The following is a 26,344-nucleotide window of genomic DNA, read 5'->3' as shown; positions in this document are numbered from 1 at the left end:
AAATGGAAACTAGCAACACCTCCCAAAATGGACAAGAAACCAGCCTAAGAGACAAGGTCATTATGGCGATCAAGCAGGTCTACGATCCGGAAATCCCCGTGGACGTGTATGATTTGGGACTGATCTACGAGATCACAGTATACCCTGTCAACAACGTGTACGTTTTGATGACGCTGACTTCGCCCAACTGCCCATCTGCCGAGTACATACCCACTGAAGTCAAAGACAAGATCCAGCAGATTCAGGGGATAAATAATGTGGAAGTAGAAGTAACCTTCGACCCTCCCTATTCCCAAGACATGATGTCCGAAGCCGCCAAACTCGAACTTGGATTTCTATAAAACCTAAAAATCAAAACACAACAATATGTATCCTGAAGAGCTAATCGCTCCTATGAGAGCTGAACTTTCCAACGCTGGATTCGAGGAATTCCGCACTGCAGAGCAGGTAGCGGAACATCTGGGTCCAAACCACAAAGGTACCACGCTGGTAGTGGTGAATTCCGTATGCGGCTGTGCGGCCGGAGCTGCTAGACCAGGCGTGCGATATGCAGTGGAGAATTCCCCAAAAAAACCTACCACACTTGCTACGGTATTCGCAGGCAATGACCGCGATGCAGTTGCTAAATTCCGAGAATTGGTACTTCCCTATCCCCCTTCTTCTCCTGCCATGGCCCTATTCAAGGACGGGGAACTGGTTCACTTCATCGAGCGCCACCACATCGAAGGTAGAAATGCCAAGATGATCGGCGACCATCTGGTGGAAGTATTCGAGCATTTCTGTGATTGAAAAAAAGGCCCTTCTGGGCTTTTTTTTTACCCCGGTACAGAAAGAATCGGCTCGCTTGGAAGCACAAGCTCCCAGGCAGAAAATCATTTGCCAATTAAAAATCAGGGGGCAAAAAACATTTACGAAATCGCTTCCGAAATAATATACAACCGACCGCTATAATAATATCCTTAAAAAACATTCGATTTTATTAACTTAAGGGCGTCTTTTGATGTTTTCTACTAAAAATACGTAATCCAAAAACGATATATGTCTGATTCCGCCAAGTTGTCCTATAAGGGACAGGAGTATGAATTCCCTGTGATCACAGGTACTGAAAATGAAAGTGCAATCGAAATCGGCAAGCTACGCGATGTGTCTGGACTGATCACCCTGGATCCGGGATACAAAAACACAGGCGCAACCAAAAGTGCCATCACCTTTCTTGACGGTGAAGAGGGAATTTTGAGGTACAGAGGATACAGAATCGATGAACTTTCGAAAAAATCCACTTTTCTGGAAGTAGCTTATCTTTTGATCTATGGAGAGCTCCCCACCCAATCCCAGTACGACGCATTCACCAAGGAAATCACCCTCCATACCCTGGTCCACGAAGACATCAAAAAGATCTTGGCGGGTTTCCCTTCCAATGCACACCCAATGGGCGTGCTTTCCTCTTTGATTTGCTCCTTATCTGCGTTTTATCCTGACTCTCTCAATCCAAACCAAAGCGAAGAAGAAGTCAACCTAAGCATCGTTCGGCTACTTGCCAAGATGCCGACATTTGCGGCCTGGGCTTTCAAAAACAAGATGGGGCATCCGGTGAACTATCCGGACAACTCGCTTGACTACTGCTCCAACTTCCTGAAGATGATGTTTGCGCTACCTGCCGAAACATACGAGGCAGATCCTATTGTAGCCACTGCGCTGGATAAGCTGCTGATCCTTCACGCGGACCACGAGCAAAATTGCTCTACTTCCACCGTACGCATGGTGGGTTCCTCACAAGCCTCAATCTACGCTTCCATCTCTGCCGGGATCAATGCGCTCTGGGGCCCTCTTCATGGTGGTGCAAACCAATCCGTGATCGAAATGTTGGAAGCAATCAAAGCAGACGGCGGCGATGCAAAAAAATACCTTGACAAGGCAAAAGACAAAAACGATCCATTCCGTTTGATGGGCTTCGGCCACCGGGTGTACAAAAACTTTGATCCAAGAGCCAAGATCATCAAGCAAGCCGCGGATGAGGTCTTGAGCAGATTGGGAGTGACAGATCCTGTACTCGAAATCGCAAAAGAACTAGAATACGCTGCGCTGAATGATCAATATTTCATCGACAGAAAACTCTATCCTAACGTGGACTTCTATTCCGGCATCATCTACAGGGCTTTAGGTATTCCTACCGATATGTTTACGGTCATGTTTGCACTAGGTCGACTGCCAGGTTGGATTGCTCAGTGGAAGGAAATGCGCGAAAACAAGGAACCGATCGGAAGACCTCGACAAGTTTATGTGGGCGCCACGGAGCGTGACTATGTATTTATCAACAAACGATAAGGCACGCATTTTCTCGTATCGAAAGCCATTCCGATCTGGAATGGCTTTTTTTGTATAGAATGATACCAAGCGTATTGGAAATAGGCCTCGATTTTTGAATATTTCCCGTTCAAAATTTGCCTCATATGAAACCATCAAAGCTTGAAGAAGCAGTAGCACTGACCCAGAAGTTTACATCCAAACCAAGCACAGAAGAATTGCTAAAATTATACGGTCTCTACAAGCAGGCCACCGAAGGCGATAATGAGGCTGAAAGACCCGGAGGATTTGACTTTAAAGCAGCGGCCAAGTATAATAGCTGGCTGGCCTTCAAGGGAAAAAGCAAAGCCGAAGCTGCTGAAGAATACATGGGACTCGTGGAGAAACTAGCGGAAAAGTATATCTAAAAAAAAAAACCAAACGAGGGGCTGCTTTCACTTCTTCCCATATTTCGATCCAAATGGCGTTCTCTTTACCATGTACTCAATGCCTCCCTTGTAAGAATCCATTGACGTACCAAACACATGCCGGGATTCACTATACAAATTGTCTCCCCGATCATTAAACATCCGAAAGTCCACGGAGGTATCATATTCGATGGTGGTTGATGAGCTGCTGGTCGTATAGCCGCTTCCCTTGGTTCTGTCCTCCGATTTGTTGCCCGAATAGGTGTTGGTTTCTTTTTCCTTATAGGTCGTTCCGGCAGATCCGAAGGTAGACGTTCCCTTGTTGGTGATATTGACAGTCCCAAAAATCACATATTCCACTCCGAGAATTTCTCCAAGTTCATCGGGGGTATACCCCGATATATTTGATCAATGTTGTTTTTAGCCAAAATCGCATTGGTAGTCATCGGATCCTGCAGGGTCAACGCCCGATAATCGTTCTTAACGAAATTCGAAGTTGCATTTTGCACTACCTTGCTCATCGATTCGGGAGACATCCCCGGATCATTGGAGACAAATTCAAAAGGCAACACCGCAATCTTATTATGGCGATCAGGAGCACTTCCATGATTGTCAGAACCAACAGCCTTGATCGGCGTCGCGCCTACGGGTGTGGAATCTCCAAACTTTTCCACTCTCCCGCTACCAAATTCAACCTGAGCTAGTGTTGTTTTGGAGATTTCGTTATCAAACTCCTCGCCAGGATACCTGAATTTGACATGGGTATCGTTGACTCCGGTTACTTTGACCTCCTTTCTTTCTCCGCTTAAAAGAACCAAAACATCATTTTTTTCTTGTGCATGCAGTGCGAACCCGAGACAAACAAACAACAGCAACAAGCAAAATCTTACTATTTGTTTCATGACGTTTATATTTTTTGAGTAATTAATAATAATAAAAAACACCCAAATAAACCTCTCGGTAAGAATACGAAGTTGTTCGATGTTTTTGCAAATACACTCACTCCAAAAAACACTAAAAAGAACCTCAAGCTAGTACTTTTGGTTGTTGTCCCTGTTTTACTTAGTTTGGAAGATTCGCAAGCCGATTTTAAGATGGATAAGCCCACTGTTCTAGAGTCTACAATAGCCAAAGCCGGTCTGCCAATAGTTATAAACGCCGCTCTTTTTATCTTGGCTTTTTCGTTTTTTCTCACGCCAGTTTTAAGTCAGCAAAACGATACTTCTCGGGTTTCGGAAAAACCCGCAGTAAATGACTCAATTCAAAAAGCAGACACCACCAAGTCGGAATTTATACAGCGCATCCAGCAAGCTGGACAAATAGAATATCTAAAAAGTCAGGAAAAATTAAAAAATCGACAAGCCTATCTTCGTCAACATCAACTGCTTTCTTATCTAAAGAATGAGAACTTCAAGCTGAAGGGCTTACTGACCAAGGGAATTGCCTACAATCAAATCCAAATAAGGCTGGCTCGTTTTCAGGAGTTGATCCCCTTTGTACTCAAAGGGATCTCCTCAGACCAGCAAGAGTTCCAAACAGAACGAAACCTCACAGTATCCTCATCCATATTCAGGGAAATGCTGGATGAATTGAATGTGGAAAAAGAAAAGGTCGATCAATTTGCTGCCACCTTTAGAAAATCTCAATACAAGATTGACTCCATTTACGCAGAGAAAGACCTGTATCTCTTTCCTTCCGATTCCCTTCAGGTTAGGCAATATGCCTTTTTACTGGTGGAACTTTCAAAAGAAATAAAGCCCATAGAGGACACGCTCAAGACATTCGGCAATAAGCTTGATAGCCTTCAGACTACGATCAATGCAATGGTGTTCGAGCTGAATAGTAGGGTAGAAAACGTAGAGACCTCCAGAAGAAGGCTAAATGAATTAAACTTGGAAAACGAAATCCCCACTGACAAAAGCAACACCTATTACACCAGAACCCTTGCAGAAGCCGTTCAATATTCTTTTGCGAAGGAAAGGTATGCCTTGGGTTTTTACGTCGAACTTCATTTACCAAGATTGGTCATTCTGAGTATTCTGGTCTTTTTGAGCTGGATTTTCTTGGCAAACCTCAAAAAGAGAACCCTCCAACTCCATGATCTCGACGAACACGACGACGGGAAAATAGTGTTGAGATCGCCCTTTTTATCCGCCTTGGTCATCGGTCTTGGCTTCTTTCAATTCTTCTTTTTGAATCCCCCGTTTATTTTTTACTGGCTAATTTGGCTGGTTGCTTCATTTTCCCTTACCCTCATCTTCATCGGCTACCTTAATCGATTCTGGATGTTTTTTTGGGCATTTACGGTGCTGATTTTTCTGGCAGCTGGAATTGTCAATATGATCCTGCTTCCTACAGACACAGAGCGCTACCTAATGCTTGGACTGTCTCTATTTGGGATCCTGTTTCTTATTTTTACTATTTCAAAAAGGCAAACGAATCAACTCAAAGAGAAGCGGATCGTCTTTTTTATCTATTTGATGGGCCTTTTCGAGTTTATTTCTTTGGTATTGAATCTCACTGGCCGATTCAATCTGTCGAAATCCTTCCTTTTGGCGGGTTATATCGGCATCGTGATTGGAATACTACTGCTATGGACGGTACGGCTTGTCAACCAAGGACTTTCTATAGCCAGCAAGATCTACCACAATCAAGAAAGAGAACTGTTTTTCATCAACTTCAACAAGCTTGGAAACAAGGCCCCTGGGATCTTCTATACCTTTTTGATCGTCGGTTGGGGAATCTTGGTAGGCAAAAACTTCTATCGCTTTACCCAAGTTTCGGAGTCAATTACCGCGTTTTTGACTGAGGAGAGAATGATCGGATCCTATCAGTTCTCAATCAATGGACTCTTTGTATTCTTGATCATTTTATTCGTCTCGGTAATGCTCTCACGGCTTTTGTCCATCTTTTCGGCAGAGCCGGAGGCAAGCATATCCGATGAAAAAAGGACTCGCGTTAGTTTCGGAAGCTGGCTATTGCTGGTACAGATCTTCATCATATCTCTAGGTCTCTTTCTGGCATTCGCCGCTTCAGGAATTCCTCTTGACAAGATCACCATTATCTTGGGCGCACTATCGGTCGGTATTGGCTTAGGCTTGCAAGGTTTGGTAAACAACCTAGTCAGTGGTCTAATCATCGCATTTGAAAACACGGTGAAAGTCGGCGATTTGATCGAGGTCGAAGGAAAACCCGGTGTGATGAAATCCATCGGCTTTCGCAGCAGCGTGGTCAACATGTTTGAGGGATATACCGCCGTGATCCCCAACGGCGACTTGATCAGTAAGCAGATGGTCAACTGGACGACGGGAAAAGGGCGAAAGCTCTCACTAGTGGTCGGAGTCTCCTACGGCACTGATCTAGAGTTGGCAATCAGACTTTTAAAGGAAATCATCGGCGAGGAGGATAGAATTCGAAAGAATCCCTCACCGAGAGTCGTTCCGTTGGAGTTTTCCGACAGCAGCATTGACCTGGAGGTGGTGTTTTGGTTGACCCACTATATGGACTATCCTTTTGTTAGGGGCGAATTGATCAGCAAGATCACGCTAATCTTCAAGGAAAATAAAATCAAAATTCCTTTCCCACAACGAGACCTTTACCTCAAGTCAATTCCTGAAGTAGCGGATCCAAAAGAAACTGACAAACCGGAATAGTTTCAAGCTAAAGGGATAAAAAGTAAAAAAAAAACACACGTTCACCGCGGGTTTTTCCTCCCGAAGTAGCCCGCTATTATACTTCCAAGAATGAGCTGCTGAATGTGATATAACATCACCGGTAACAAGACCAAACCCAAAACCGCCGCATCCGGAAAAATTACCTTCCCGATTACGACGCCATGCACTAGCGATTTTTTGGATCCGCAGAAAAGCGTCGTGATCCTGTCTTGGAGAGAAAATCCCAAAAATCTGCTAATCAGCTCCAACACAAGCCAGATCAAAACAAAAATTCCCAGCATTGTCGCACTCACCGAAAGAAGCGTAGAGCCCTGATAGGCAGAAAAAATCCTCTGCGAAAAGGACTCTGCAAACGAGGTAAAGACGATCATCATGATCACCGTCTGATCGACATATTTGAGTTTGGGAAGGATAGTCCGCAGCTTTGGAAACAAGATACCATGAGCCAAAACCCCTAGCGTAACCGGCAGGATCACTTTCATCGTGAGTTCGCCCAGTGTAGACCAAAAATCAATTTCCCCGGCAACACCACCGTCAAGAAAACCCATCCAAGCAGGAGTCAAAACCACTCCCAAGAGACTCGAAATACTGGCGTTGAAAATAGCCCCTGCCAGGTTGCCCCCAGCGATTGACACCATGACCACAGAAGCACTGACGGTAGACGGCAAGGCGGACAAATAACTGATTCCCAGCTTAAAATCAGGATCAATCCAAGGCATAACCTGGAGAAGCAGGTAGACTACAAGCGGAAAAATCAGAAAAGTGGAAAGCTGTATGAGTAAATGGAGCCGCCAATTGGAAAGTCCAGATTTGAGCTGGACCGGGTCCAATTTGACTCCGTAGAAAAAGAAAACAAAGGCAATGCCCAAATTGATCGCCGGTTTCCAGGGAATTCCAGAATCGGCAGCTCCTACCTCAGGAAAGATCGCCGCCAAACCTATTGCTGCAAATAGCCCGAGTAAAAACCCGTTTATGCCAACCCGCTGGAGCGTTTGAGCCAACTTCCCCGTCATGAGCCGATCAGCCGATTGAAGTTGTCGCAGAGGATGGCCGTGGCTACGGCCACATTGAGGGACTCAGCATTCCCTGACCCGGGAATTGTCACCTTTTGAGTCACTTTTTGCTCAAGGCGTGCAGAAATCCCCTTGGACTCATTGCCCATCAGGAGGATTCCCGGAGTTGGATTTTGGAGAAAATGAACGTTTTCACCATCCAGAAATGCACCATAGACAGGAAGCTTCCAGCGGTCGAATACAGTCTCTAAGTCCTCGTAGAAAAACCGAACTCTGGTAAATGAACCCATCGTGGATTGGATGACCTTGGGATTATAAAACTCCGCGGTCTGCGGAGACAATACCAACTTGCCGATGCCATACCAATCTGCCACGCGGATGATTGTGCCAAGGTTACCTGGGTCTCTCACATCGTCCAGCGCCAAGATGAGGGGTTCGTCGCCTGGCTCAAAGGGCGAGTTTGGCTTCATCTGTACTACAGCCAATGCGGAGTCGTTGGATTGGTATTGCCCCAAATCCTCCAGCTGATTTTGGGTGGCGAGTATCAGCTGGCCGCCAAAGGATCTCAACAGGTCAGAATACCGTTCCTCAAAAGCCTCCGTTACCACAAGAAGATCTACCAAAAAATCCGACTGCAATACCTCCAAAACGCTTTTTTCACCCTCTACAAAGAACCTTCCGCTCTCGCTTCGGTATTTTTTTTGATGTAAGGATTTAATAAACTTAACCGTATTTTTGCTCAGCATCCCTTCAGCTTATTCCGATTTGAAATCGTCCAAATATATACTTTTTATCGCTCTCCTCGGGATTTGCATCGGCTGTTCACTTACCAAAGACCTCCAGGAAGGACAATACGCCGTCTACGAAAACAACATCGAAGGCATCCAAAAATCCGAGAAAGACGAACTCTATGGACTGATCGAGCAGGAACCCAACACCCGATTTTTGGGAAGCTCGCTAGGGGTGACCATTTATAGGATAGGAAGAAACTTCTATGACAGCATCAAAGTGGCAACTAAACTGGAGACCGCCGAGGAAAAGCTCGCCGCGATCGAAAGCGCCAGGGACTCGCTGCCGGAGGACAAGAAGCTCAGGAAAAAAGAAGACAAGCTAAATTCCAAAATCGAGAGCTTGGAGAAAAAATTGGAATTTGGCAATGCAGTCATGCGTACCGGGAACCCTTTGGTGGTCTTAGACAGCGCTGAGACGGAAACTACAGTAAGTAACCTAAAAGGATATCTGGCCAACAATGGATTTTTTGACTCAAAAGTTGGCTTTGAGGTAGAGACCAAAAAAAAGAAGGCTTTCGTTACCTACAGAATCTCCGAGGGGGCTCCCTACATCATCGACTCGGTCTACACCAAGTCTGACAATCCGGAGATAATCAAACTGCTAAAGCAACGTTCCGAAGATTCCCACTTGTCAGAGGGAGATCTTTATATCCAAGACAACATCGTGATGGAAAGAAACCGGATCGAAGAGCTCTTGAAGAACAACGGCTTCTACATGTTTTCGAAGTCCTACATCAACTATATCGCTTATCAGGACACCGCCTCCAAGACGATAGATCTGGAGCAAGTGATCCAGAAGCCGACTTTTACCGACAAACACGAAGTCTACACCATCGACTCTATCGTCTTTCGGATCAACCCACCGAGCAACGAATTTGCCGATCGACGGGTACAGGAGCGGTTTAGGGACGTCAACTTTTCCTTCTATAGGGATCGCTACTCTGCAAAAGTGCTCGCATCGAGGATCTTCCTGGAGACCGGCCAGCCTTATAGCCGCACCGCAGCGATCGAAACCCAGCGTCAGCTTAGCAATCTCGACCTGTTCCGCTTTGTCAACATTACATTCGATACATTGGGCACATCCCTCAATGCCAATATTTTCACCCAGCCTAACCAAAAATACCAGTTGACCAACCAGCTCGGCATGACCATCACAGAGCAGCTGCCGGGACCATTTTTCAGTACCTCGCTCAGAAACAGAAATTTCTTCAGGGCGGGTGAAATCCTCGAATTCAACTTTCGGGCGGGACTGGAAGGGGTCGCCTCGGCCACAGGACAGGGGGTCTACCAAAGCTCCGAAGTCAGCACGGGTGTTACGGTTATTTTTCCACGGTTTCTGATTCCGTTCGCGCCAGGATCTCTCCAAAAATACGGGCGCTACAATCCCAATACACGAACCCGGCTGAGCTATATCTACACCAATCGCCCCGAATACACCAGAAATGCGGTCAATGGCCTTTTGTCCTACACTTGGGCAACCTCTACGAATCGCATTCACTATACCCTGAACGCAGCAGACATCAGCTATATCCGGACACCAAAGCTTCAGCAGGAGTTTTTGGACATACTGGAAGACCTGCAAAATGAAGGCAACAACCTGATTTGGTCATTCCTGCCTTCTTTCATCAGCAGCATCTCTGGGCAGACGGTCATCAACTTCAACAAATACGGTGATTTCACTTCAAGCAAAGCCTCTCTGCTCCGGCTTTTCGCAGAAAGCGGTGGAACCTCCCTCAACTTCTTTGACGTCAGAAGCAACAGCGAGCCGGGTATCGAATACGCGAACTTCCAGTGGGTAAAGACCCAGATAGACTTTAGGCGCTACTACCCGCTGGATGAGGACCAGAAGTTTGCCTACCGGCTCAATTTCGGATGGGCCAGACCCTACGGCGTCAGCGCCGGCATCCTTCCCTACGAAAAATACTTCTTCGCAGGCGGCGGTACCAGTGTCAGAGCATGGCAGGCTCGACGGCTTGGACCAGGCAGCTACGTCCCGGAAACTGGCGAAGGCGGTGAGTATGACTACACCAACGAACAACCGGCCGAGATGATCCTGGAAAGCATGCTCGAATACCGAAGGAAACTGGTTGGCTACTTCGACATGGCGCTGTTTGTGGATGTGGGAAACAGCTGGGTAATCGGCTACGATGCCGCTAGGCCTGGGGCTGATTTCAGGTACGACCGTTTCTACAAAGAACTCGCCGTGGGCACCGGGCTTGGTTTGAGAATGGATTTCGATTTTCTCGTCGTCCGACTTGACCTAGCAACCAAAGCAGTAGATCCGTCGAAGCCCGAAGGTCAGCGCTGGGTGCTGGACAACATCAATTTCAAGCGGCCGTTTGGGGTAAAAGGCCAGACAGTACTTAATTTTGGGATTGGATATCCCTTCTAACCGCAACATGAGCAGAAAGACAAAAACCGAGATCGCCGAGATTTACCGTGAGATGCAGGACCATATCTGTGCGGGACTCGAAGCTGGGGACGGCCAAGGCAAATTCAAAGAGGATCGCTGGACAAGGGAAGAAGGTGGAGGCGGACGAACCCGGATCTTTGAAGGCGGCGCGATCATCGAAAAGGGCGGGGTTGCGTTCTCGGCTGTACATGGTCCCACGCCTGAAAAAATCCTTAAAAAACTGGGCTTGGAACAAGCCGACTTTTTCGCCACGGGCGTATCCATCGTGCTTCATCCCCATAGTCCCATGCTACCGATCATGCACATGAACATCCGATATTTTGAGATGGAAAATGGCACCCATTGGTTTGGAGGAGGTATCGACTTAACTCCGCACTACATCAATGTCGAAGATGCGCGCTATTTCCATAGCCAAGTAAAAGAGGTCTGTGACCGGTTTGATCCGGGCTACTACCCTAGGTTTAAGGCCTGGGCAGACGACTACTTTTTTGTCAAGCATAGAAATGAAACCCGCGGAATCGGCGGGATATTTTATGATCGCCTGAGTGCGAAGACCGATGAGGGATTCGAGCAAATCCTGGATTTTAGCCTCGAGATTGGAAGACTTTTTCCGAGAGTTTATTCCCATTTTATGGAGAAAAACTCCAAGATTCCATTTGGACCAAATCAAAAAGCCTGGCAAAACCTTCGCCGAGGCCGCTATGTGGAATTCAATTTGGTTTGGGATGCAGGCACCAAGTTTGGATTGGACACCAATGGTCGCACCGAAAGCATCCTGATGAGTATGCCTCCGCAGGCGGAGTGGACCTATATGCATGAACCGACACAAGGCAGCGCCGAGGATTTTACCCAAAGGCATCTGAAAAAGGACATCGACTGGCTAACATTTGGGCAATGATCGAAACTCTAAAAAAATGGGATGAAGAGGCATTTCTATGGCTGAATTCCCAGCACGTGGACTGGCTGGATCCGATCATGTATAGGATTTCGGAGACGGTTACCTGGATTCCATTGTTTGCTTGGCTGATCTATCTTATTTTCAAAAAAGACCGTGCAAATGCCTGGTGGGTACTAGGCGGCGTGGCTTTGACAATCTTGGCAACAGACCAGTTTAGCTCGGGATTCTTAAAGCCTTTCGTGGAGCGACTCAGACCCTGTCATGACCCCCGCTGGGAAGGGATCATGTTCAACTACGAGCGATGCGGAGGGTTATATGGCTTTGTCTCCTCGCATGCTGCCAATACTTTCGGCGTTGCAGTTTTCCTAAACAGAAAGCTGAAAGGAAAGATCAAATACCTGCCCTGGCTTTACCTCTACGCGGTTGTTGTCAGCTACTCTAGGATCTATCTCGGCGTACACTATCCCATGGACGTGATAATTGGCGCGCTGATAGGAGCCGCCTTTGCCTGGATTTCTTGGTTTATCATCGTCTATGTCAAAAGGGAACTGATCAAAAAGGCCCTGAAGTAGGCGTTATCGTCGGCCAAAAAACCGAGAAATTAGCGCCCCCCGTACTCCAATTTCCAAGCGAGCTAGGCCAGTTCCTTCTCCAGCTGCTCCAGCGTTTTCCCTTTTGTCTCAGGCAAAATCCTCCAAATCACTACAAACCCCAAGGCGCAGATCATGCCATAGAGCCAGAAGTTGTTCGCCCATCCCAAGTTCTCCTTGATGGCTGGAAAAAAATAGGTCAGCGTAAAATTGCCCAACCAATGCGCCAAGGCTCCAATGGAAATGGCCGCTCCCCTGACTTTGGTAGGAAAGATCTCCGACAGCACTACCCAGAGCAAGGGGGCGAGCGAAATGGAGTAAAACATCACGTTCAAAAGTACGAGCACGACAACGGGAGTTCCCCCAAGATCTGCAAAGAACGAATAACCCAAGCCCCCGTAGAGCAAAGTCATCGCCGCCAGACATACGAGAAGGATGGATTTCCGACCGTACTTGTCCACCAAGGCAAATGTGACGAAAATAGAGAGCACCATCACGCCCCCGATCACCACGATATTGAGCATCATCTGCTTCAGCGTGAAGCCCGCCGCCTGAAAGATATCCGCTGCGTAGTAGATCACCACATTGATGCCGCTCCACTGCTGGAGGAAAGCCATAAAAATCCCGATGGCAAGGAGCTTCAAAACGTTTCTTTTCAGGAGTTCGCCCAAATGAACCTCTCCCACATCCCCATCCCTCAAGGTGGATCGCGTCTCCGCAACAGAGTCTCTTGCATAGTCCTCTCCCCCGATCTTGGCAAGAATCCGGAATGCCTTGTCCTGTTGACCGTTTTTGATCAACCAGCGGGTACTCTCCGGCACCAAGAACATCAGGACAAAAAACAAAGCAGCCGGGATAGTCTCCGCGCCAAACATCCAACGCCATCCCACCTGTCCGCTCCAGCTTGCTGCTATCGCCGCGAAGTCCGCATTTTCAGGCAATTCAGTGTCAATCAAAGAAATCTGCCAGTTGGCGATTTGGGCCAAAAGTACCCCAAGCATCACCAAAAACTGGTTGATGGTCACAAGTCTTCCGCGCTTTTCCGGCGGCGCAAGTTCAGAGATATAGAGCGGGGAAAGATTCAGTGCGATGCCCATTCCTATGCCCCCGAGTATGCGGTAAAAATTGAAACCCCAAAATGTGATCGCAAGCGCGGTCCCGATGGCGGAAAGTGAAAACAAGAAGCCCGAAAAGATAAGTAGACGTTTTCGGCCAAATTTGTCACTCAAAAAGATACACAGCATCGCCCCAAGCATACAGCCGACCAAGGCCGAACTGGTGCCCCAGCCCTGATCTTCCACCGAGGTGATGTTGAAATAGGGCTCATAGAAAGGCTTGGCTCCCCCTATCACCACCCAGTCGTATCCGAATAAAAACCCGCCCAAGGCGGCGGTCATGCTGATCAGCCAAATGTAGGTTTGATTATACGGATAGCGTGGGGCCATAGTCTAGGTGTTAGGTGTTTGCCGCGCAGAAAATACCGGATTTTCCCAGAGATACAATCCTGCTCTTGTCCAAAAGCGCCAAGCAGAAGTCTTCATTTTCTTGAATAGAGATTGTATTTTAGGCAAAACTTGTGGCCAAGTGGAATAAACTCACTGTCGAAAACTCCAATTCTTTTTCGCAAAGGAAGATTCCCGAAATAATTATCTCCTCGAAAGCAAACAGAGAACTGACTTTTATCATGAATTGGAGGAAAAGTCTGTCTCATATTTGTTTAGGATGATTTCTGATTTTTGAAAACTAAAACAAACAATCCTGCTATGAAAAAAATCACGATGCTTTTCGCTTTGGTGTTGATTGCCGGAGCCGCATACTCTCAAGAAGTCCGCGTCAACACCTACGCGGGTTACGTTTTCGACGACAAGGTGGATAGCTATTACTCCTCCTCCTCTTATTATGAGGGAAAGATTTTGGGAGGATTCCGCTGGGGAGCAGGGATAGAATATCAGCTTCCCAATACGACCAAGGCTTTTGAACTGCAATATCTGCGACAGGACACCAGCGCACCCATCGTGTATCAAGACGGCGGTATCCTCGGCGGCCAAATCCAGAATACAGAGTTTGATCTGGCAGCAAACTGGATCATGCTAAATGGGACAAATTACTTTCCGGTAAGCGAAGTGGCTGAGCCATTTTTCGGATTCGGTATCGGGATGGTAATCTCAGACATCACCAACCCAGACAACGGAAACAATGACGGAGCGACCAAGTTTGCCTGGGCGCTGAGAGGTGGATCCAACTTTTGGCTGGCTGAAAAGGTCGGCATCCGCATCCAAGCTTCGCTCATGTCCGCCGTACAGGGTGCAGGCGGAGGCTTGTATTTCGGGACAGGTGGAGCCGGAGCCGGCGTATCGACTTACTCGACGATTTACCAGTTTGCATTTGACGGCGGCTTGGTATTTAGATTTCCGCAATAGTTCTTCCGGGGGAAGCACCAACTTCCCCCACTCCTTTGAATAATCCCAATTATTTTTTTCGGATTGGCAGAAATTAACCGAGGAAATCCTTCTTAAAGCTTAGATTGGTTCGAAATATCCGCTTAGCCAAACACCAATCCAACGCAATGAAACCAGGCTTTTTCCTCGGGCTTTTCCTCCTCATCGCCCTGAACGTTTCCGCTCAGTCGGATTCCACGGTTTACCAACCCAATAAGGTCAACCAATTTAAGCTGGTCCCCCTCCCCGCGGTCGGTTCCAATCCCGCCAATGGATGGCTGTTTGGCCTGGCGCCTTCTGCCACTTGGTACATGGGTGACCCACGCACCACCAAGATGTCCAACTTTGTCGGAAACTTCCTTTACACGACCAAGAAACAGTGGATCTTCAGCTCACGAAGCAACATTTTCCTCAATGAAAACAAGACTATCCTAATCGGCGATTGGCGCTATTTCATCACCTCCCAGCCTACGTATGGACTGGGAAGCAGCACTCCAAATGAACCTACCGAAAACCCGAGCGAACCAGGAACCTGGTGGGGCGAACAGCAGATGGACTTCCGGCTGATCAGGTTTTACGAGGCTATTTTGAAGCGCATTGGCGATTCTAAGTTCTATCTCGGCGCTGGCTATCATCTGGATATCCACTCCAAGATTAAGAACTTCCAGGACGATGAGATCACCGGCCAACTTGAGTTTGCCCACGACAGGTACAACGTCGATATGGGATTTGATGTCAACAAATACACGGTCTCAGGCATTAGCTTCAACATGGTCATGGAGAATCGGGACAACTCTGTGTCGCCTTATGAAAAGAATTTCGGATGGGTTCAATACAAGATCAATCCGAGCTTCCTTGGTTCCGACCAAAGTTCCAGTTTGCTTTTGCTAGACTATCGCCACTATGTCAACCTAAGTGAGCGTCGAAAAAGGAACCTGATTGCGCTATGGGGCTTCGGGAATTTTGTGGTTTCGGGAAAAGTGCCTTATATGAACTTACCGGGAATAGGCTGGGATATGTTTGGGAGATCGGGACGAGCTTATGCCCAGGGCAGGTTTCGGGGCGAAAGCATGGTCTATTCCGAGGCTGAATGGCGTTTTCCCCTTCAGAAAAACAAAGAAACCTTCGGCGGAACCGTCTTCGTCAACGCGGCAAGCTTCAGTAGCAAAACCACCGAGGAACGACTTTTTGAAAAATTCAATCCGGGCTACGGCTTGGGATTAAGAGTGATGATCAACAAGCAAAACCGAACTACGATCTCGGCGGATTATGGATTTGGCCAAAAGGGAAATTCCGGTTTTTACCTGAATGTAAACGAGAGTTTTTGAGAAAAACTTGCCTCAAAATAAAGGTTAAAGCTGATTTTAATCATGAATTATCTTTCGACAAAACCCCAGTTTTACCTCCGAACCTTTAGTCTAAACTCTTTTCTCAATACAATTTTCCAAAGCAATGAAAAAATCACTACTCTTTATCCTGGCGCTGTTTACAATCAATATCGCCGGTGCGTTAGCCCAGTCTGTGGACGAAGAAATCAAACTCGTACAGGAAGCTTTTGGCAAAGACAAAAAGTCGCTAATCGAGGCCTATATGGATCTCAGCCCAGAAAAGGCTGCTGCTTTTTGGCCTGTCTATGAGGAATTTGAGGCCGCCAGAAAGGAAATCGGCAAAGAACGAATCCTGATCATCAACGAGTACATCGAGAAGTTTACCCATATTGGAGATGCTGAGGCTGATGAACTGACCACGAGATCGCTAAAAAACGACGCCGCACTGAACAAGCTTTACAGCACCTACTATTCGAAGTTCAAAAAAGCAACCTCAGCCATGGATGCCGCAAAGTTTATCCAGATAGAATTTTACATTACCAATACCATCCGAAACGTAATCCAGCAGGAATTGCCCTTTGTCGGAGACATCTAATACCCCCTCACCCTTTATGGTTAGTTTATTGAAACGGTCCGGTACCGTACTCCTTCTGGCGATAGGCTCGATCGCCTGCTCGCCGGAAGGAGCTACTTTCGTCGAAGAGCAAGACGTCGTCTATACCAACTACAATCCCTCCTTTGATTTTGCTGCGCAAAGTACTTATGCGCTTCCCGACCAAGTCGTCAGTATTTCCAATGGCGGGCTTCCAGGCGACTCCGATGGGCCGGAATACTTGCCTCCACAGTTTGCCAATCCTATACTGGCTACCCTCAGAAGCAACATGAACGCAATGGGATACCGGGAAGTGGCCGAGTCGGCCGACCCGGATCTGATCGTATTGCCCTCTGCACTGCAGACTACAGAAATCTACTACTATTATGACTGGTGGTACTGGAACTGGTATTATCCCGGATACGGGCCAGGATGGGGTTGGTACTACCCAGGGTATTATCCGCCGACGGTGACTTCTGTCAGGACTGGGAGTATTTTTATCCAGATGACAAGCCCTAAAGGCATCGATACTTCCAACCAAATCCCGGTCAATTGGATTGCCGTCGTAAACGGATTGCTCGAAGGAGAAGGCAACGCCGCCAACCGGATCGACCGCACGCTGACCCAGGCATTTACCCAATCTCCGTACCTTCAGAAATAATCATGAAAAAAAACCTGCTATTATTTCTCCTGCTCATAGGTTTGGGAATTACTGCCCGGGCGCAGCGCTCTCTCTATAGTTTCAATTATGTGGTGACGGTGCCAACGGGAAACACGGCAGACTTTATCGACGTCACTTCCGGAAGAGGCTTTGCTTTTGAATATCAAAAATTCATCAAAGACCACATTTCCATAGGTGGAGAAGTGGGCCATGCCACGATCTTTAAGCGGACGGAAAACGAAGTCTATACCCGAGAGACTGCCTCGCTTTCCGGGATTCAGTATCGGTACCAATATTCTTACCCCATTATGGCTACTGGGGCTTACTATCATTCGTTTACGGATCTGTTTCGCCCTTACGTCTCTTTCGGCTTGGGTACCATTGCCAATAAACGGACGATTGAAATGGGCATGTACCAGTCCGAAGAGACGCATTGGCAATTTGGTTTCAGGCCCGAACTTGGCACTTTGATCCAACCCAGCGACAATGTCGCCTTCCGTGTTGGAGCCAAATACTATGGAACGATCAAAGGAGGGGGACTCGAAGGCCAGTCCAACCTAAGTTTTCATTTCGGCTTGGTGATCATGAATAATTAAAAACCACTATCTTAAAAGCTGAATTTTGGTTGTTCAAATCGAGAAAGCAAACCAATTCCGAATTGCCGTGAAAAAGAACCTGATCCTTTTGACTCTCATCATGGGTGTTTTTTTCTCTTGCTCCCCGACTCGGGTGGTAGTTGAAAAAAACAAGTACGAAGACTTCAAACTCAGCAACTATTCGTCATTCGATTTTGCGCAGATCGAAACTCCAAACGACAGTTTAGTGCCCTATCAGGAAATTGTGGATCAGCTAAAGCAAAACTTCACTGCAGCAATGGAGGCTCGCGGCTTGAAGAGAGATGCGACAGATCCAGACTTGCGTATTAATTTTGGTGTGGTAGTCCAAGACAAGGTGCAAACCAGGGAAACCAACCTGACCACCGATCCTTTTACCTACGCTGGGCAGCGCAACTATTATTGGGAGGTCAGGGAAATTCCCGTAAACACGTATCGAGAGGGTAGTTTAAGCGTACACTTCATCAATAATCCCGGCAATGTGTTGGTCTGGGCAGGTACCATTTCGGAAGTTGTGCCCAAAAAAGAGGAAAAGAAGAACGAATCTATAGAGAATGCGATAAATCAAATTTTTAAGTACTTAGACATCAACAACAAATAACTTTATCCTTATGAAAAAGCTTTCATTTTTAGCCAGTCTAGCCATAGCGTCTATTCTGGCCGCTTGCTCTCCAAGCACCAAAATCATCGGCTCTTGGTCTAGCCCTGAGAAACCTTCCACTCCATACCAAAACATCTTGGTGACGGGCCTGAGCAGCAACTTGGTCAACCGACAGGCATTTGAAGAGGAATTGGTTGCCACTCTGGGAGAAGACGGCGTAAAGGCCGCCAGCAGCTTGACCTTGATTCCTCTCGGCTCTGCTAAGGATAAAGAAGGCATGGCTAAGGCTCTCGAAGCCGTACGCGCCGCTGGCCATGACGGCATCTTGACGGTAGCTCTATTGGACCAAACTTCAGAAACCCGCTATGTTCAAGGCACCACCACCTATGCCCCCATGGGCTACGGAGGTTACTATGGCAGATTTGGAGGATACTATGGGTACTATGGACCGATGACCTATGATCCTGGATACTATACCACTGACAAGCTATACTACATCGAAGTAAACCTATACGATGCACAATCAGAGGCGCTAGTGTGGTCTTCCCAGTCAGAGACAACTAACCCGAGCAATCTCGAATCGTTCTCGCATACCTTCGCTGGAGTGGTGGTAGATCTGATGGTTAAGGATGGCATTATCGCCAAGGCAGATAGCAAAAAGTAAATTAAGCTAATGGCTAAAACAAAGGAGGCTGTCTCGGTTGAGACAGCCTCCTTTGTTTTTATGCCGCGTTTCGCGTAGCATTGATGATTCCAAACATTGTCCTCAGAATCAATTTGTCCAAAATCTCGGCAGACGCGCCTTTTTCCAAGCCTATCTGAATCGCGTACTGCTGTATTGTGATCAAAGGCAGGACGATTCGTTCACGAATCTCGATGGAGGCCTTGGATACCGGATTGTCCTCCAGCAATTCTTCCATTCCCGCCACTTTCTTCAATTTTTTAACCGAGCATTCGAATTCCTTGTAAAGCATCTTCCAAAACTCGCTGTACTCAGGATTGTCCTTTAAGTAGGCTGTCGCCGGATAAAAACACTTGTTCAGGGATTGCATGGAGTTGCCGAGCAAGGTGCGGAAGAACAGACTATCCTGATACAGTTTCTTCAGTTCATCCATCTTTCCCTCCTTTTCCAACTGTGATATCGCCGAACCCACACCATAGAAACCCGGGATATTCTGCTTCATCTGCGCCCAGGATCCAACGAATGGGATCGCGCGCAAATCCTCAAACTTCAATCCAGCACCCCCACCTCTCTTCATTGGCCTCGAACCGATATTGGTCATGCCAAAGAACTTCAGCGGAGCCACGTGCTCGAGATACGGCACAAACTTCGGATGGTTTTTTAGGTTTTTGTAAGCTTCATACCCTGAGTCTGCCAGTTGCTGTATTAGCGCCCGCTGCTCATCATTCAGGTTTTTCTCAGCATCGGGATAGAGATGGTTTTCGAGGCCCGCACTGAGCAGCTGTTCAAAGTTGTAAGTACATGAAACCTGCTTTCCATAATTGGAGGAAATCGTCTGTCCCTGTATGGTCACCTGAATTTCGGAGTTTTCCACTTTTTGACCCAAGGAAGCGTAGAAGTTGTGCAGATTACCTCCACCTCTTGCAACGGGTCCGCCGCGACCGTCAAAGAAGACCACTTCGATACCATTTTCCCGTGATACGCGCGTGAGTTCTTCTTTGGCCACCAAAATAGACCAGTTAGCCTTCAGATAACCACCGTCCTTGGTTCCATCCGAAAATCCGAGCATGATGCTTTGCTTGCTTCCGCGACTTTTCAAGTGCGTTTTGTATTCTGGCATATTGTAAAGCCTCGTCATGATCTCGGGCGCCATTTTGAGATCGTCGATGGTCTCAAATAACGGCACGATATCGACCGGCAAGCCGCCGGGCTTAACGCCCATGGTCAACTTGGCCATCTGATACACCTCAAGGATGTGGAGTACCGACTGGCAATTGGAGATGATATAGCGGTGTAGCCCCTCCTCTCCGTTGGACTTCTGGACGGACTTCACGGTCGCCATAGACTGCAGGATCTCCCTATGGAAAGGCTCCTCAAAATGCTCCAGGGAAGGAAGAGCCTTGGTTTTCATTACTTTGTCGATCAATTCATCCTCTGTCCCGACGTACTCTTTTCCCTGTATATTGAAGACCTCCTCCCACAGTCCGTCATGCTTGCGGCTGTCTTGGCGCAAATCCATGTGGGCAAAGTGGAATCCGAAAATCCGAACTTTGAGGATGAAGCGGTCGAGCAGATCCAAAAACAGCCCGTCGTGATATTTGACAAGGGCCTCTCTGGCATCAAAAAGTATTGCCAACAAGTCATCCTTGGACGAATACATTTCTTTGTTCTCAAACAAGGTATAGTAAATCCCACGTTCGGCCTTCACTATATGCTCCTCTACATGTTTGAATGTGAGACGCTTCTTGAGAGCCCTCAGGTCTCGGTAGTAGCATCTCATCAGCCATTTTTTCAGGCGGTCTGCCACTTGAATAGTGGTCTCGTGTGTCACAAATGGATTTCCGTCTCTATCTCCCCCAGGCCAAAATCCGACTTTGAGGATAGCTGGGTTTTCCCAGGTATGAAGGGGCTGCCCCAGTCCCTTGAGCAAACGAATGATGATGTCCGGAATACTGTGATAAAACACATTTTCCAAATACCAAATCAAGCTAACCGCCTCGTTGAATGGAGTGGGCTGCTCTCTATTGATGAATCCTGTCTTGCCCAACTGCTGCAACAAAAGGTTGATGCTTTCCAAATCGTCGTGTCGGATCGCGTTTTCCAGATCAGTGATGATCCCCAACACATTGCCGGGATAAAACTGGGTTGGGTGCGCGGTGAGCGTCAATCGCACAGAAAATGTTTTCAGCTTTTCTATTAAAGCTTCTTTCTTTCGGTCTGTCTCCACCCGGTTGATTAGCGCTTTCACGGAACCTTTGCCCGAGATATCGTTGATTTTCTCGTAGGCGGCGTCCTCAATCGAGTCGAACAAGACGACCTGGCGCTCGACATATTGAATCATCTCAAAGAGAAAGTCGAACCGCTTTTTTTCGTTTTCCCCCGGCATCATCTCCTCAAAAAAACCGTCGATGATCTCCCGGGGAGACTTGCCCGAAGCGTAACCTCGTTCACAAGCCTTGCCCAAAAACGGAAGTAAGGTGCCCGTAACATAGATATCGTCAAAAGGCAAGTCTAAAAATAGGCTGTTGTAGATGGTAAATCGCTTGGCGACTTGAGTGTCATAGATAGGGTACATTCAGGGTCGGATTTAATAGGTCAGGCAAATTAATAAAATTTCCATTTTTTAGAACAAAATTTAGATTTTCTACAAGTTTCCAACCGACATATTTTCAAAATGACAGATTTTATTCCGGTTTTTGAGAAAAAAGGAAAAATAATCACCAACGCCTATTAGGCGACCATTGTTTGCCGTCTCGATTCCCTATAAGTTTTTGGTATGATTCTGATTGTCCAGTTCTCCTGCAATCTGATTCATCACGGCGATGGTTTTATTGAGGCTAATTACATTGTCCGGCTGAAGATCTTTGATTGCGTTATAGAAAACCTGGGTAAGAGGCTTTCTGTTTTCCCCTTTTATTTTCTTCTTCAGATTACGCTTTTCCAAAGCGAGTCTTGCCCTTTCAATACCCAGCTCAGCGAGCTTGGACGAATTGTCCACCTGTTTTCCGCCGTATTTTTCCGTGCTTTTTTTCGTTCGGGTTTCCGACAATACTTTGTCGATTGTGACATCCTTTTGAAGTGACCCACTTAAGGTTTCGATTTGTTCGTCGGTTGAGGAAATTTCACTCTCGGTCTGTATCAAATCTTCTTCGGGCTTGGTCAAATGAGCTTTGATCTGAGCCAATTCTTTGCCGGGCTTTACCCCCTTCAACTTTTCTCCTACCTCAGTTACCCCCGTCGGCTTGAAGGCAAGTATCCCACTGGTATGCCAGTACCATGACTTACCACAAACTGTTTGGATTGCAGTGACCAATTCTTTCTGTTTTTTGCCGATTTCAGGCGACACCTGCTCGACTTCAGATGAGCTTCCAAAAATCCCCCCAAGGATTTTTTTGCCGCCCTCGACGACCGAGTCGATGACTTTCCCAATATTGGATAAGAGGGAAGTAGTGCCGTTGCGGATTAGATTGGCTAGCTTGAGATTTTCATAGGCAATTGAGCAGGTCTCTACAGCACCCGCCATTTGTTCTTTGTTGGCTGTAAAAAGACCTGGGTTGTTAATCATCGCACTTGGCTTTTGTAAACTCGGATCCAATGCATCTTCCAGGGCTTCCAGCTCCGCCTTATACCGAGCTTGTACATTTTTGGTTAAGATGGTCTCTTTCAGAAATGCAAACTCCAATTTGGCGACTTTAAAGGGAACCCTTTGTTCTTCAAACTTGGATATAAATTCACGTTCGTCCCTAAATTCACCGACTTTCATGCCCACTTCAGAGCCGATCCTTCCTGCCAGCTCTCTAGCTCCTTCTTCAATTTTCTCGATTTGATCCTTGATCTCTTTATACCCTTTGTAGGTATCGTAGAGCGTTTCAAGATCCTGCGAGGTAATATCTAACTCAAACCTCTCCTGTTTACTGGTTTGCTTTTTGGGCTCTTGCTGTGGTGCCGTGCTTTGTTCTTCTTCTTTGCCGCCAGAACTGCCACCAAACCACCCAGAAAAAATGCTGGTACTTTCCTTCAGCATTTCTGCCTTTTGCTCTGGCTCGAGCGCTGCCCACCAACGTTTCAGTCCCTCCTTAACAATTTTCTCCTTGATTGAAGGCTTCTGATTATCTCTGTTACCTAGCAGCTTTTCTTTTCCCTTCTTGACCGCTTGCTTTCCAAGGTCTTTCCCTTTGTCTCCATAAGTTTTTTCCCAGTCGTTTCCGTTCGCAGCCAGTGTGCCCAATATCGCCAACACACGCTTTACCAGAACATCCATTCTGCTATCAGTCATATCCGTATCCTCATTTCTCTGTACTACCTGCGAGGTGATTGGGGTTTGGTGTGGGACGATTCCCTTTTCCCTTCGCTGCAAAGCCTTCGCGCCCATGACATCCGCCTCATTCTCCAAGCCCGCATCGTCGTTGATATTGACTTTGCCCTTTAATTGCCGGGTAGCCTTGACTCGCCCCTGTTTCTGTTGCACTACATGCCAAGCCTCATGGGGCAGATGTTTCTCCTGACCAGGCGCAACGTGGATATCCGTTCCCTGAGCGTAGGCGTGGGCTTGGAGCTGGGAAGGTTTGTCCGAGTTGTAGTGAACTTTGACATCGTCGAGGCTGTAGCCGGAGAGGTTTTCCACCCCGGACTTGAGCTGGTCGGGCAGCCCGGTGTTGTTTTCAACACGCTGGACTGGTGTTTCAGACTGATCCGTCGGAGACTCAACAGATTTCATCTGCAGCTCCTCTTCTTCATCCACCGACTTCATTTGGAGTTCCTTTTCTTCGATCCCAGCCAGTTGAACTTCTTCCTCCTGCAACTCCTTTCGCTGTACCGCCTCGTCTGCCCTACGTGAGTTTGCTAGCTGGGCAAACTTGAGCTGGGCGGCATGTTCGGCGCGGTTGTCCCTTAGCTGGACGGTCGGATTGCTCCCTTTGGCTGAACCAGACTCCTGCTTTTTGGAGGCAGGAGGCAGACTTGATTTTGAAAAATTCCCCATGATGAAAAGTGTTTTCGATTGAGTTTTAAGGTAATTCCCGATAAGCAAACTTCTTAGCTGACCTTAACCTATTGATAAGCAATCCGGCGGCTATCCCAAAACCAAAAATCAGGATCAGCATCCAAATTGTCACTTCGCTGCTGCCAGCACCTATAAATCCCACCTGTGTATTGAAAAACAGGTAGAAAAACAACGCGATCAAGGCCAATAAGCCTATTGCGATAGAGATCCCCGTAAAGAGGCCCCTCAACGTCCATTCATCTCCATGCTTCCTGACACCGAGCAGCGTAACCAGAATACAAAGTCCCAACACCCCAAATAGGATAATAGACAACAACATGTTGATCTCCGCATATCGATTCCAACGGCCTATCATGCATATACAATCTTTATAGGAGTTTATCGAATAAAAGTCCGTGTCCTGATAGGCTACAAATTCATTTCGGTTTTGCCAAAAGCTCGAAATGTCGTAGGCTTTTGCCAAATTCTGTAGGCTGTCGCGATCCGGATAAGTCACAAAATAGCAATAGTCTGCCTCCGGTTTTTTGTTTGGATCCCCAATATAGATGTCGTTCAGACCGGCCCATTGGATGTCCTGCATGTAAGTCCATAGGTAGTCCATTAGGCCGAGTGTTTTTGGTGGCGCAAGGGACTTGGAGCTGATCACGACAGAATCTACGCTCACCAGAGTTGCACCCAATGCGTCCCAAAGCTCCGTGTAGCCTTCATCCGCCCCAAGTCCCCATATCGCTACCCCTCCCGTCGAGTTCGCTAGGGCCCAGCTGTATTTCTCGGCCAGACTCTTAGCATCCTCATACCAGACCTGCCGAAGATCTCCCAATTCGCCATAGTTGAGATAGGCAGAAGCTTGCTCCGGATCGTATCCCAAAACTGCCCCTTCCGGTTGTCCCACAGTGGAGACCAAAGTCTGCTGTATCGTACGATAATCCAAGGAAGAGCCAAAACCAATCGCCCGTGTACCGGGTACAAAGTCAGGCATAGGCCAAGAAATGCCTTGATATCCTACAGTCAATACCAATTTTCCGACAGGAACTTTTCCATTCGCGTAGAAAGCGAAAGTCCCTTCGATCGATCCTCTTGAGTTGGCCGCATCCGGATATAGTGCGCCGGGCGAAAATGGAATCCTCGTGTCGGTGATGTTCAGCTTCTGGGTTTGGATCAAGTAGAAATCGACCAGTGGATTGAGAAACAAAAACTCGTACGCATTGGCGTTGGCTATCGATCTGGAGTTTGCTATTGGAGGAATGCTCAAAGTCAAGATGATATTTTTGTCCAAGGCTGCCAGCTCTGCCTTTAGCTTGCTGACAAACTGGGTAAACTTCTTGGAGTCCCTGGAAGAAACCTCGCTCAAATAAATGTTGATTCCCTTCAAACTGTAGTTGGAAATCAACTCTTTCACCCGGGAAACAAACTGGTCTTGGGCTGAGGTTTGGTTCAAAAAAGCACTAATCGTCGAAAGAGAATTGCTGTAGACTGAAAGCGACACCGCCTTGCCAAAGCTTTGGTTTTTCTCCAAAATCCCACCTTCCAACAGCCCGAGCAGTGACTTTGGATTGTTTTCCTTTCCGCTGCTAGATAGCTCGTATCCATAGAGCACCAAGTCTGTGAGGTAGTTGAGATTGTAATTCTGATATCTGTCCCCCATCGAGGCCAAATGCCAGCCAAAAATCCTTGTACGGGCGCTCAGACATTTGTGGTAGCTGACCTGGAGTGTATCTCCCAATGTGGCATCAAATACAGGCGCTTCCTCCGAACTGCACGAAAACTGTATCTCTCGCAATGCCATCAGTTTCTCGGAAAGTTGCTTTTTGGCGGCAACGTTTTCCGCCTTTGAATCATCGAGCAGCCCTTGGAGTACATTGCCTAGCTGTACTTGGACAGAGTCGACCAGCTGCTTGGGAGCTTTGGTGTCCAAGTTTAAGAGCAACTGCTCTATCTCGTCCTGTAGACGGGTGCTGGTGTCACGAGCTGCAGCGAGACCCTCGGTCAATGCGATCAGGTCAGTGGCGATAGCATTAACCGTCGCCGAATCGATACTTACGTCGCCCTCTTTTGCCAGCTTTCGAATCAATTCGACGATACGCTCCCGTTCACGCTTGATTTTGTTTTCCCGGAAACGAATAGGCTGAAGAATCTTGTTGATCAAGCCTGCCTTGGTGCTGTCACCAAAGTTGATGGTGTCTTTCACGACAAGCTGCGATGGAGGGATTTTTGTGTCTTGGGCTTTAGCCAATAAAAAGCTGAAAAACACCAGAAAGAAAGCCAGCGGCCTCAAAATCCCATTCCGCCATACCTTATAGCCTTTCCCAGTTGAAAGAATAATTGATTTCTTCATC

23 protein-coding genes are annotated in these 26,344 nt (G+C 47.3%); 15 read left to right on the top strand and 8 right to left on the bottom strand.

Annotated elements, in window-relative coordinates:
* The first annotated feature begins 2 nt into the window (after positions 1-2).
* The 4 genes from J0A67_RS03285 (at position 3) to J0A67_RS03270 (ending at position 2,711) form a co-directional block, all read left to right on the top strand.
* Positions 3-341, top strand: a complete 339-nt coding sequence (locus tag J0A67_RS03285; protein WP_206567838.1) for a DUF59 domain-containing protein — start codon at positions 3-5, stop codon at positions 339-341.
* Positions 342-366: 25 nt separating this feature from the next.
* Complete coding sequence (locus tag J0A67_RS03280; protein ID WP_206567837.1) at positions 367-789, top strand: BrxA/BrxB family bacilliredoxin; 423 nt, start codon at positions 367-369, stop codon at positions 787-789.
* A 249-nt stretch (positions 790-1,038) separates the two neighbouring features.
* Positions 1,039-2,325, top strand: a complete 1,287-nt coding sequence (locus J0A67_RS03275) for a citrate synthase (protein ID WP_206567836.1) — start codon at positions 1,039-1,041, stop codon at positions 2,323-2,325.
* A gap of 125 nt (positions 2,326-2,450) precedes the next feature.
* Positions 2,451-2,711 (top strand): acyl-CoA-binding protein, encoded by a 261-nt coding sequence (locus tag J0A67_RS03270; RefSeq protein ID WP_206567835.1) that lies wholly within the window; start codon positions 2,451-2,453, stop codon positions 2,709-2,711.
* Between the two features lie 27 nt (positions 2,712-2,738).
* Here J0A67_RS03270 and J0A67_RS03265 read toward each other — a convergent pair whose 3' ends face one another.
* Both J0A67_RS03265 and J0A67_RS03260 read right to left on the bottom strand, forming a co-directional pair.
* On the bottom strand, positions 2,739-3,071 hold the full coding sequence (locus J0A67_RS03265) for a hypothetical protein (RefSeq protein WP_206567834.1): 333 nt from the start codon (positions 3,069-3,071) through the stop codon (positions 2,739-2,741).
* Positions 3,059-3,613, bottom strand: a complete 555-nt coding sequence (locus J0A67_RS03260; RefSeq protein ID WP_206567833.1) for an acetate and sugar kinases/Hsc70/actin family protein — start codon at positions 3,611-3,613, stop codon at positions 3,059-3,061. The genes J0A67_RS03265 and J0A67_RS03260 overlap by 13 nt, the downstream gene beginning before the upstream one ends.
* Before the next feature lie 192 nt (positions 3,614-3,805).
* Between J0A67_RS03260 and J0A67_RS03255 the strand changes: the two genes are divergently transcribed.
* The gene (locus J0A67_RS03255) at positions 3,806-6,364 is read left to right on the top strand and encodes a mechanosensitive ion channel family protein (protein ID WP_206567832.1); all 2,559 of its coding nucleotides are present in this window, start codon (positions 3,806-3,808) and stop codon (positions 6,362-6,364) included.
* Between the two features lie 41 nt (positions 6,365-6,405).
* On the opposite strand, the gene J0A67_RS03250 is transcribed toward J0A67_RS03255, so the two are convergent.
* Together J0A67_RS03250 and J0A67_RS03245 are read right to left on the bottom strand one after the other, a co-directional pair.
* Positions 6,406-7,398 carry a bile acid:sodium symporter family protein gene (locus tag J0A67_RS03250; RefSeq protein WP_206567831.1) on the bottom strand — a complete coding sequence of 331 codons (993 nt, stop codon included), beginning with the start codon at positions 7,396-7,398 and terminating at the stop codon, positions 6,406-6,408.
* Positions 7,395-8,144 (bottom strand): TrmH family RNA methyltransferase, encoded by a 750-nt coding sequence (locus J0A67_RS03245; RefSeq protein WP_206567830.1) that lies wholly within the window; start codon positions 8,142-8,144, stop codon positions 7,395-7,397. The genes J0A67_RS03250 and J0A67_RS03245 overlap by 4 nt, the downstream gene beginning before the upstream one ends.
* Positions 8,145-8,163: 19 nt before the next feature.
* On the opposite strand from J0A67_RS03245, the gene tamL reads away from it, so the two are divergent.
* Genes tamL through J0A67_RS03230 form a run of 3 tightly spaced genes read left to right on the top strand, consistent with a single transcriptional unit; the run spans position 8,164 to position 12,072 of the window.
* Entirely contained in the window at positions 8,164-10,581 is a 2,418-nt protein-coding gene (gene tamL / locus J0A67_RS03240; RefSeq protein WP_206567829.1) for a translocation and assembly module lipoprotein TamL, read from the top strand.
* A gap of 7 nt (positions 10,582-10,588) precedes the next feature.
* Positions 10,589-11,500 carry an oxygen-dependent coproporphyrinogen oxidase gene (gene hemF / locus J0A67_RS03235; protein ID WP_206567828.1) on the top strand — a complete coding sequence of 304 codons (912 nt, stop codon included), beginning with the start codon at positions 10,589-10,591 and terminating at the stop codon, positions 11,498-11,500.
* Positions 11,497-12,072, top strand: coding sequence for a phosphatase PAP2 family protein (locus tag J0A67_RS03230; RefSeq protein ID WP_206567827.1), 576 nt, complete (start codon positions 11,497-11,499; stop codon positions 12,070-12,072). Before hemF ends, J0A67_RS03230 begins: the two co-directional genes overlap by 4 nt.
* A 62-nt stretch (positions 12,073-12,134) precedes the next feature.
* Here the strand turns inward: J0A67_RS03230 and J0A67_RS03225 are convergent, their stop codons facing one another.
* A complete protein-coding gene (locus J0A67_RS03225) occupies positions 12,135-13,535 on the bottom strand; it encodes a sugar porter family MFS transporter (RefSeq protein WP_206567826.1) in 1,401 nt (466 codons plus the stop codon).
* 318 nt (positions 13,536-13,853) lie between these two features.
* Between J0A67_RS03225 and J0A67_RS03220 the strand changes: the two genes are divergently transcribed.
* From J0A67_RS03220 to J0A67_RS03190, 7 genes are all read left to right on the top strand, one after another.
* Complete coding sequence (locus tag J0A67_RS03220) at positions 13,854-14,510, top strand: porin family protein (protein WP_206567825.1); 657 nt, start codon at positions 13,854-13,856, stop codon at positions 14,508-14,510.
* Between the two features lie 146 nt (positions 14,511-14,656).
* Positions 14,657-15,856, top strand: a complete 1,200-nt coding sequence (locus J0A67_RS03215) for a BamA/TamA family outer membrane protein (protein ID WP_206567824.1) — start codon at positions 14,657-14,659, stop codon at positions 15,854-15,856.
* A gap of 124 nt (positions 15,857-15,980) precedes the next feature.
* A complete protein-coding gene (locus tag J0A67_RS03210) occupies positions 15,981-16,451 on the top strand; it encodes a hypothetical protein (protein ID WP_206567823.1) in 471 nt (156 codons plus the stop codon).
* Positions 16,452-16,467: 16 nt separating this feature from the next.
* A complete protein-coding gene (locus J0A67_RS03205; RefSeq protein WP_206567822.1) occupies positions 16,468-17,109 on the top strand; it encodes a DUF4136 domain-containing protein in 642 nt (213 codons plus the stop codon).
* A gap of 2 nt (positions 17,110-17,111) precedes the next feature.
* A complete protein-coding gene (locus J0A67_RS03200) occupies positions 17,112-17,705 on the top strand; it encodes an outer membrane beta-barrel protein (protein ID WP_206567821.1) in 594 nt (197 codons plus the stop codon).
* Between the two features lie 67 nt (positions 17,706-17,772).
* Positions 17,773-18,324 (top strand): DUF4136 domain-containing protein, encoded by a 552-nt coding sequence (locus J0A67_RS03195; RefSeq protein WP_206567820.1) that lies wholly within the window; start codon positions 17,773-17,775, stop codon positions 18,322-18,324.
* Between the two features lie 10 nt (positions 18,325-18,334).
* A complete protein-coding gene (locus J0A67_RS03190; RefSeq protein WP_206567819.1) occupies positions 18,335-18,988 on the top strand; it encodes a hypothetical protein in 654 nt (217 codons plus the stop codon).
* A gap of 58 nt (positions 18,989-19,046) precedes the next feature.
* On the opposite strand, the gene J0A67_RS03185 is transcribed toward J0A67_RS03190, so the two are convergent.
* The 3 genes from J0A67_RS03185 to J0A67_RS03175 all read right to left on the bottom strand — a co-directional run bounded on the left by J0A67_RS03185 (position 19,047) and on the right by J0A67_RS03175 (position 26,343).
* Positions 19,047-21,581: a phosphoenolpyruvate carboxylase gene (locus J0A67_RS03185; protein ID WP_206567818.1), complete on the bottom strand. Its 2,535-nt coding sequence runs from the start codon at positions 21,579-21,581 to the stop codon at positions 19,047-19,049.
* Between the two features lie 186 nt (positions 21,582-21,767).
* Positions 21,768-23,987, bottom strand: coding sequence for an eCIS core domain-containing protein (locus J0A67_RS03180; RefSeq protein WP_206567817.1), 2,220 nt, complete (start codon positions 23,985-23,987; stop codon positions 21,768-21,770).
* 25 nt (positions 23,988-24,012) lie between these two features.
* Positions 24,013-26,343, bottom strand: coding sequence for a glycosyl hydrolase family 18 protein (locus J0A67_RS03175; protein ID WP_206567816.1), 2,331 nt, complete (start codon positions 26,341-26,343; stop codon positions 24,013-24,015).
* Position 26,344 lies beyond the last annotated feature (1 nt).

This window comes from Algoriphagus aestuariicola (assembly GCF_017254835.1).
GTDB lineage: Bacteria > Bacteroidota > Bacteroidia > Cytophagales > Cyclobacteriaceae > Algoriphagus > Algoriphagus aestuariicola.
Note: the sequence above shows the minus strand (reverse complement) of the source record. Positions and strands in the feature narration are given on the sequence as shown.